Source organism: Campylobacter troglodytis (assembly GCF_006864425.1).
Lineage (GTDB): Bacteria > Campylobacterota > Campylobacteria > Campylobacterales > Campylobacteraceae > Campylobacter_D > Campylobacter_D troglodytis.
Map to the genome: position 1 here is coordinate 1 of NZ_QHLI01000074.1, position 8,938 is coordinate 8,938.

At 33.2% G+C, this 8,938-nt stretch carries 8 protein-coding genes; 2 read left to right on the forward strand and 6 right to left on the reverse strand.

The genetic code is table 11. The annotated features are described in order from the left end of the window. Positions 1-211, forward strand: a 211-nt coding sequence (locus tag DMC01_RS13785) for a hypothetical protein (protein WP_185908893.1), incomplete at its 5' end; no start/stop codon positions are given. Positions 212-486: 275 nt separating this feature from the next. Here the strand turns inward: DMC01_RS13785 and DMC01_RS11180 are convergent. The 5 genes from DMC01_RS11180 to DMC01_RS11195 are packed head-to-tail and all read right to left on the reverse strand — an operon-like array spanning position 487 to position 5,289. Beyond that, positions 487-1,176 (reverse strand): hypothetical protein, encoded by a 690-nt coding sequence (locus DMC01_RS11180; protein ID WP_142694291.1) that lies wholly within the window; start codon positions 1,174-1,176, stop codon positions 487-489. A 27-nt stretch (positions 1,177-1,203) separates the two neighbouring features. Continuing rightward, the gene (locus DMC01_RS11185; protein WP_142694292.1) at positions 1,204-3,696 is read right to left on the reverse strand and encodes a M23 family metallopeptidase; all 2,493 of its coding nucleotides are present in this window, start codon (positions 3,694-3,696) and stop codon (positions 1,204-1,206) included. Between the two features lie 8 nt (positions 3,697-3,704). Beyond that, positions 3,705-4,373 carry a hypothetical protein gene (locus DMC01_RS11190; RefSeq protein ID WP_142694293.1) on the reverse strand — a complete coding sequence of 223 codons (669 nt, stop codon included), beginning with the start codon at positions 4,371-4,373 and terminating at the stop codon, positions 3,705-3,707. Between the two features lie 53 nt (positions 4,374-4,426). Further along, positions 4,427-4,597 carry a hypothetical protein gene (locus tag DMC01_RS13790; protein WP_185908894.1) on the reverse strand — a complete coding sequence of 57 codons (171 nt, stop codon included), beginning with the start codon at positions 4,595-4,597 and terminating at the stop codon, positions 4,427-4,429. A gap of 8 nt (positions 4,598-4,605) precedes the next feature. After that, the gene (locus DMC01_RS11195) at positions 4,606-5,289 is read right to left on the reverse strand and encodes a hypothetical protein (protein WP_142694294.1); all 684 of its coding nucleotides are present in this window, start codon (positions 5,287-5,289) and stop codon (positions 4,606-4,608) included. A gap of 411 nt (positions 5,290-5,700) precedes the next feature. Between DMC01_RS11195 and DMC01_RS11200 the strand changes: the two genes are divergently transcribed. Then, positions 5,701-8,061: a tetratricopeptide repeat protein gene (locus DMC01_RS11200; protein ID WP_142694295.1), complete on the forward strand. Its 2,361-nt coding sequence runs from the start codon at positions 5,701-5,703 to the stop codon at positions 8,059-8,061. Positions 8,062-8,402: 341 nt separating this feature from the next. Here the strand turns inward: DMC01_RS11200 and DMC01_RS16080 are convergent, their stop codons facing one another. Beyond that, positions 8,403-8,528 carry a hypothetical protein gene (locus tag DMC01_RS16080; protein WP_282432311.1) on the reverse strand — a complete coding sequence of 42 codons (126 nt, stop codon included), beginning with the start codon at positions 8,526-8,528 and terminating at the stop codon, positions 8,403-8,405. Positions 8,529-8,938: the final 410 nt, after the last annotated feature.

Below are 8,938 nucleotides of genomic sequence, written 5' to 3' on the forward strand. Positions count from 1 at the left end.
CACCCTTGCTTGCCCTGCTTCATTTGCTGTGTTTGCTATTTCTCTTTCTTGCCCTTCTTTGTCTGCCTTGCTTGAATTTAAACTCAACTCAGAGCTTGCCAAAGCCTCGCTACTTACCCCCTTTGAATTTAAAGCCTCGTTTGAATTTAAGCTTGCTGGGGTGCTTGAATTTAAAGCAGAGTTTGAATTTAAAAGGCTTACAAGCTTTTAAAGAAGTTTGAAAGGTTTTAAAGGCTTTTTGGTTGAATTTCAATGAGTTAAAAATGTTTGAAGGCAGTTTGAAAGCTTGAAATTTTGTAAAGCTTAAACTTTAATTTAAATTTAAGCTTGAAGTTAAAAGGATTATAATCTTAGCCAAGAATTCTTTTGCCAAGCAAACTTACACCTTGCATATAAATGTAGGCATTACATTTTAGCACAGTTTGTTTTAGCATACCATTTTCAACCACCCTCAAGTCCTTTCAGTTTAATGCTTATTTTATAGGCTTAATGAAAGCTTAGCTCAAATAAATGCACATTGTTTCTGATCTGTTTGAAATAATAAAGCTCGTATTCTAAACTCATAAGCATTCTATCCTTAGCTATCCAAATGATACAGTAGCTCCATTCATCCTCTCCTATTTCTATCTCAGACCAAATGTCGCCAAAGCCTTCTTTGTCCTCTTTTGTTAGGGCTAAGCTTATGTTTGTGCCAAGATCAAATTCTATAAAGGGAAAATAATCCTTAATTGGCATCTTCGCAGGATAGATAAGCTCCATAAAAGATAAAGGCATTTCCTCCTTATAGCCCTTTATGAAGGCTAGATGCCTTAACTTGTAAATATCATTGATGGTTTTATTATGATAAATATATTCTGTTATGCTAGTATCACCCAAGGGACCCTGATCTTGAAAAACATAAGCACCGTTTTGAACCCAATTTATATCATCTTTGATTACAAAGCCACCCTTGCCATCAGGATAGATATTAGAACAGTCATCATACAGTCTTTGCTTATATATCTTTTCATTTAGCTCACTAATAATTCTACTGTTATCCGCCACGCAACCTTCTACTGAGACAATAAGATAGGCAATATACCAATCCTTCACAATCTGCTTTCTTAATGATATATCCTTAGGATACTCCTTATGTTTACTGTAATATAAATCTAGGCCCCTAGAAACATATGCCATTTTTCTTCCTTAGTCTAAGTTGCAAGCTTACTTCGTGCTTAGTTCTTTGCAAACATTTTCTTGTTCTTTCTTTTCTTCTTGGCTAAATTCAGCATAAAGCTTTTTGCATTCTATATACAAAAGAGGATTTATTCTATGTTTAAGTCCTTTGCCTACTATGTCCTTGTCTCTTATTTCAAAATGCACATGTAGTGCCTTTGTGCCTTTGGCATTTCCTGAGCTTCCACTTAAACCTATAAGCTCTCCTGCAAGAAGCCTATCTCCGGCTCTTAATTCTCTTTGGCTTTTTGGATTAATAATGCTACTTAAATGTGCATAAAAAAGATAATATTCTTTGGATTCTTCATTGAAGTCTTTGGCTTTTATTTCACTGTCTTGTGCATTGTCCTTGTCAGCATAGCATAGTTGATAGTTTATATACTCCTTTCTTATTTTTAAGATCTCTAAATCTGATCCTGTAAGTTTTAAGGTAATGCTTTGTCCATAGCTAGAAGAAAATGCCGTGTTAACTACCTCACAGTCTAAGGGAGCATAAAGCTTTGTGCCTATCTTTGCAAAAAAATCCACTCCTTGATGTTTTTTAGCACTTCTTTTGGCAAAATACCCAAACATGGATATTTTTGGATTAAATTTGCCGCTGTAAGTAAAAAGCGTTATTCTAGGATTTACAAGGGGATTATGCCAGGTAATGATCCTCCACTTAGGATCTTTTAAGATCACTTCTTCGTTTGAATTTACAGCCATGTCTGTATCTAAAAAGGCAAAGACTATAATTTGTTTGTTGTAATGATGCCAGTTGTATTCTACTAGATCAAGTTCTAAATTTTCTCCTCTATAAGCCCTTTGTCCTTTTTTAAAAAGAGTCAAGCTTTTAAGGCTTAGCTCATCAAAATTTAACTCCTCATCTTGCAAGATCTCCTTATAAGCCCAATAAGTTTGTAATTTTTGTGCTTGAAAGCTTTCTTCTTTCATTTCTTTTGGCTTATCATATACTCCACTAAGAAACACCCTATGATTTTCTTTGCTTACTGTTCTTTCTAACTCAATGGTTTTTAAGCTTAGATCTAGGCTATAATCTACAACAAGCTCAATGGTAGCTGACTTTACTGTTGAATTTGTGTGCATAAACTTAGCTTTTAAAAGCTCTAAGCTAGCTATAAACTCATTGTATTCTTTGCCTAGATATATGCCGTCTTTATAGCCTTGTTCTTCGTAAATAACAAAATCCTTTCTTTGTGTCTTAGTTTCTATGGTGCTAGTGCATTCTTGATCTGTATAGATAGGTATCTTATGAGGCTGTGTCTGTTCTTCTTTTGTTTTAAAAAGCCAAGGGTTTTTATCTTCTTTTATCTCATTGCTTTGTTCATCTTTACTGAGAGCTAGGTAGTAAGTTCCTTCAGGGATTGTTTCTTCGTTTTTTTGCCCTTGCCACTTTTTATACAAAAGTTCCTCTTCTAGCTCCTTATAAACTAGATTTTTTTCAAAGTTATGCAATATTTTCTCTTTTTCCTTAAAACCCAAAGCCTTTCCACTGTAAGCACTAAAATAAGCTATAACTTTGCCTCCCTTAGATAAATAAAGCTCTTTTCCATTAAAATAGCATTTTATCTTGCCTAAAAATCTTAATGATAAGGGCTTATTGGCATTTCTATAAGCATTAGGGATTATGCTTTGATGAGAAAGTGGCTCCTCTTCATACTGCTTAGAAACAAGCTTGATCTTAAAGGGCTTTAAATACTCACTTTCTTTTATGCTAAAACCTGCAATGCCTTTGGCATTTGTTGTAGCCCTTTGGGCTAAATTTATATTTTCAAGCTGAATTTTTGCTCCTATGATTGGCATTTTTGTGTTATCAGCTAGGGCTTGAATTTGAAGCTTTATTTCTCCTTTTCTATGTGAATTTATGGTGTTTGGAAAGAGAGCTTCTTGTTTGTTAGCTTCAAAAGGATTAGCCTCTAAGCCAACTTTGTTATTTTTATTTGCATTAAAATCAAAAAGAAAGGATGAAAGCCCTAAAATCTTAGCAAAATTATAAAATAAATCATCTTTGTTTAATATTACAGCCTTTGGACTGAGTGTTTGAATTTTTTGACAATTGATCATTGGCACTAAGTTGCCCTCGAAATTTTTTTCATTATATCCAGCTATATTTAAAGCCTTCCATACATAATCAACACAGCTATTGTTCGCAAAATTATAATCCTTTGTGTCAAATTTTAAAGCCTTAACCAAAGAACTGTCCTTGGTCGCAAATTCTTTTAGCCTCTCATAGCTTGTTTGAGTAATTTTTAATGCTTCTGATTTGCAAGCAGCATCACCTAAATATCTTTTATCATCATCCCCAACTATGCCTTTTTGAGTATATCCAGCATTAAATCCTTCAAGTTCATTGCCATTCTTATCAAGTGCATAGATTCTAAACCACATATGCCCAGCAAATGATTTTATATTTGTCCCATCATCTTTTACATAACTAGTACCAGCCTCTTCTATAAAAATTTGTATATAGTAGCTTAGCATATAAACCTCTATTTAAAAGATGTAGATTCTATAATTACAATTGGCACAAGCTCTTTTGATAAGTTAGCATCTTCTAAGACCTCAATTTTAACATAATATCTTCTCCAAGTTTTTACCTTTGCTCTCATATATGTTGCATATTTTTGCTTACTTCCTATAAAATACAAAGGAAATTCTATGATTTTTTCTTGCTTTGCCTTAGGATTTCTATAAGGAAAAAAGGTGATTTTAAATTTAAAGTGTTGATTTGGTTGATAAGCTTCTAAAATGCGCATAATTTGTTCTTTTCGCTCTGGTATCCAATAATTGGGCATATAATGTATCTTATCAGTATAAGGAGATCTTATAATCTCAATCCTATTAACAAAATCTTTTGCATTTTGTATGGGCAAGGTTCTTAACTCTTCTATTCTGACAGCGTTTAAATCATCTTCATAGTCAAAAGATACAAAAATATCCACATAAAGATAACCGCCCCATGCCCTCCACAAATCAAGTGGCATTATAAAGGTTTTTTCATAAATATTGCCCTTTTTGCTAAAATCAAATTTATCCTTTAAATACAAATTATCAACACTAAAAGGATTAAGCATAAAAGAATTAGTCGAAGGCTTAGCCAATAAATGTACATAAGAGCCAAACAAGATAAACAAAGCACATATTAATTTTGTTTTCATAGCTAAGTCCCTTAAAATTTTCCTTAATGATACTGTTTTTTGATTATTTAAATTTAAATTTTTGTCGTTAATTGGGTATATCCTGCATTAAATCTTTCAAGTTCATTGCCATTTTTATCAAGTGCATAGATGCTAAACCACATATGACCCATTGTAGATTTCTTGCCATCATTTAAAGGGGTTTTAGCTTCTTCTATAAAAATTTGTATATAGTATCTTAGCACATCAGTTCCTATTTAGCAGATGATGATCGTATAAATACAATTGGCACAAGCTCTTTTGACAAGTTGGCATCTTCTAAGACCTCAATTTTAACATAATATTTTCTCCAAGTTTTTACCTCTTTTGCATACATTAAGTTCAGCCGACTTGAAGTTGCGGTTGGCAAATTGTGTTTATTTGAAACAAAATACAAAGGAAATTCTATGATTTTTGCTTGCTTTGCCTTAGGATTTCCCAAAGGGATAAAGCTAAGTTTAAATTTAAAGTGTTGATTTGGGTGATAAGCTTCTAAAAGTTTAATGATATTCTTTTTTTGTTCTGGTTTTAAAGTACATCTAAATCCACACACATGTACGCTATCATAAGGTAACCATATGTAAATAAGCCTATCAAGAAAATCTTTTGCATTTTGTATGGCTAGTGTTGTGAAGTCCTCATCTTTTTTTATCCTTTCAATATGTGTTAAATCATCTCTGGTCTCAAAAAACACAGAAATAGTAATATTAGGATACCTCCACAAATCAAGTGGCATTATAAAGGTTTTTTCATAAATATTGCCCTTTTTGCTAAAATCAAATTCATCTTTTAAATTAAAAAACTCGGTACTCCAAGGATTAAGGATTAAAGAATTAGCACTAAGTTGCAAACAAGAAGCAAGGAAAATAAACAAAGCACATATTAATTTTGTTTTCATAGCTAAGTCCCTTAAAATTTTCCTTATTATACTGTTTTTTATACTTGCAAATTTAAATTCTCTTCTTAAAACTGTGGCCTTTTTATCGCAAAGCCTTTCATAATACTAAGTTTATTTAACACAAATTCTATACTCTAAGATCTTCTTTAAATAAAATTTGTTTAAGCAAAAGGCTATGCTTTGTAAATGAAGCTAGATAAAGTAAGGACAAAACTTAGAAAATAAAATTCTTAATAAAACTATCTTGCTTTTAATCTTGCAAACCTTAAACCCTCTTTTTGCAAAGCATAGCTTTAAAAAGCTTAAAATGCAAGGTTTTGCAAGCTTAAATTAAGCAAGCTAAGAGTTTTTTAAATTTAAGCTAGTTTAAATTTATATGATTTTGTTGTCAAATCTAGCTATAATTAGCTTATGAGAGTTTTTGCTAAATTTATCTTTTTAACTGTTTTTGTTCTTAATCTTGGCTTTGGCTTTGAACTTGTCTTAAACACAGGTAGCAGTAACAACTCCCCCTTTGCCACCCTTCATCTAAAACACGATACCCATTTTACCTGCCTTCAAAGGCAAGATTATTTTGAGTGCGAGTTGCCTGGCATTGTAGAAAGTGAGCTTAACGATAGACAGTTTAGCTTTTTTGATCTGAAATTTCAAAAAAATGAATTAAGCACTCAGATCTTCATCTACCCAAAGGTTCCAGCAAAAAGATATAATCTAGCTCAAAATCTTTACAATCAAAGCAATGTTTTAAGCAATCTTGATGACACAAATTCCACGAATTTTACCTTTATTTTTAGCAATGAGGTTCCATATTTTCAAAGCTATGATGGGTTAGACTTTGATATACAGTTTCCAAATGTGCAAAATCCCTCAGTAGGAGCCCTTGATCTTGATTCAAATCCTGTTGCCGTCCCACAAAGTGCGGATATAAACACCTTTTTACGCATAAAGCAAGAATATGATCAAGAAAATTACCCCCAGGTCATCTCAGATGCCTCAAACGCCATAAATAGATACATAGGTTCGATCTTTATGAATGAATTTATGCTTTATAGACTAAGGGCAAAAAATAAGCTTTACACAGATAGCTCAGATTATAGAAACCAACCCCTACTCGAAGAAATGCTCGAAGAAGCAAAGACTTGGAATAGAAGCTTTGCAAGTGATCGCAATTATCCTGAGGTGCTTTACATCACTATGAGAATCTATATGGCTTTGGAGCAAAAGTCTAATGTGGATTATGTGATTACAAATTTAAGCAACGAACAGCCTGATAATTATTTTACACATTTAGCCTTGCTTGATTATGCTGATTATCTAACAAGGCTTGGCAGCAAGGATCAGGCTCAAATCATACTTAACGATCTATATTATAAAACCCAAAATCCAGATCTAGCCTCAAGGGCTGCCTTATCCTCTGCTAGATTTGCCCTAATCGACAAGGACTTGGCACAAGCTTATGAGCTTATTAACACTGTGCTTAACTCAAACAGCTCATACTTTGGCAAGAATCAGCCCCTAGCCCTTGATCTAGCAAGGCTTTTGTATGCTAATCAAAACTACCCTTTAAGCTCTGCGATCTATGAGATCGTTTTTAATAATATGAGCGAGGGAGGCGAGAGCTATGAAGAGGTGGTTAGAAATTTAGCACTTGCTCTTAGTAAAACTACAAATTACGAAAAGGCAAATGAGCTTTTAGACTTTTACAAAGAAGAGTTTAAGGGCTCAGAATACCTCTCCTTAATGACAGAGGCACAAGATAGCATCTTTTTTAATCTAGAAGAAACAAATTCAACTATCTTGCACGAAAAATACAAAGAACTTCAAAACAAATACGCAAACGAACTTGCCGCAAAGGCTTTAATCGCAGATGTGAAGCTTTATAATGATGAGAATAACACCCAGGCCGTGCTTGATTATAAGGATGCCATCGAAAGATACAACAACATAGAGCTTAAAACTATACTAGAAAAAGCAGCCATCACAAGGCTAAATGAGAGCTTAAAGGCTGATGACTGTGCCTTGGCGGCTACTTTGTTTCAAGGCTATGAAGCCTATGATATAGGGCAGAAGATCCCTGATAAAAAGGCTATGTTAGGCTGCTTTAAACGAACATTAAGAACGGCTCAGGCCAAGGCTTATATAGATAGAAATAGAATGGATGATAGCATTTATTATGATCTACAAAGAGCAGAGCTTGATCTAAACGACAAGGACTACAATGCCACCATAAATACTAGCAATGAGGTTTTAAGATCAAGGCTTATTAAAAGCGAGGATGAGAATTTCAAGGCAAATTACTATAAATTCCTAGCCCAGCTAAGACAGGGAAGCTATAATGAGGCTATGAGGACCTTAAAGAGTTTAGAAAACTTTCCTATGAGCTATCAAATGGTAGAACTTTACAATGAGTTTTTGCTTTACTGTATGGAAAATAACCTCACCACAAGCATACTAACCTATGCTCCAAAGGCAATTGACTTTCAAAATTTAAAGGGGGTTAATGTTTATACACCTGAGCTTGAATTTATGTATCTTAGTGCCTTAGACAAGAGCGATCAGCCAAATCAAGCCCTAACAGTTTTAACAGATCTACTCAAAGTAAATCTCAGCCCACAAGATAAGGCAAGAGCCTTTTACACCCAAAGTCAGATCTTTGAAAAGATGCAAAATACAGGAGGACAAAGACAGGCTCTAAGTCAGTGCATTGAAATAAACGAGCTTTCTCCTTGGCAGGATCTTTGCAAACAAAGGCTTGAACTGCTTAATCAATGAAACTTGTTAAGCTGACAATACCTTTAAATTTAAAGCCAAAACCTTGCCTTGTTAAATCAAGTCATTTTTTGCTGCAAAAACTCAAAAATTCACGCAACTGAGTGAATTTTCTAACTTTATTTCTTGCGATCATTTTTAAAAAATTCAAAACCGCATTAATTTTTAAAATTCTTTTGCAAAACAGTGTTGATTTTACGCGTAGCTTTGTCATTTTATCTGTGAAATTAGCTTTTTTTAAAGAAGTAAGAATAAGATATGCACTTGATATATAGCAGCTAAAATGAAGAGGATTTTCCTAGATTTTATGTAAGAAACTTTCTAAAAAGTTAAGCTTTAAGCCTTCAAAGACAGTAGCTTGTGATAAGAGCAAGCAAAAAATTCACATCCTTGTCATTTTTGCAAAGCAGACGAAGAGGCTTTTTTGAATTTAAGCTACTTAGCAAGGCTTTGTATGATAAAACTGTCATTTTAAGCTTTCGTAAAAAGCAAAGAAACATTTTTTGATACACTTAGCAAGGTATGACAAGAAAGCACTTAAGCTAGCTAACACACGCTAAGACATACAAAGATCTTTTAAAAGAATAAATTGATATTTAAAAAGAGCCTTAAATCACCTTGAATTCAAGTTTAAATTCAAGCTTTAAAAAACAAGTGAATTTTAAGTAGCTTTAAGTAGCTAGTTGTTGATAGGACAAGTGAATTTAAACAAGCTTAATCAATGAATTTTTTTAAAGGAGGGTGAATTTTGAGTTAGGTTTAATAAATGAATTTTTTTGATAAGCTTTAAAAAACAAGTGAATTTAAACAAGCTTACTTAGTGAGTTTTTTGATAAAGTATTTATACACATCCTCATCTGCTTCCTCTCGTCCGTGGTAG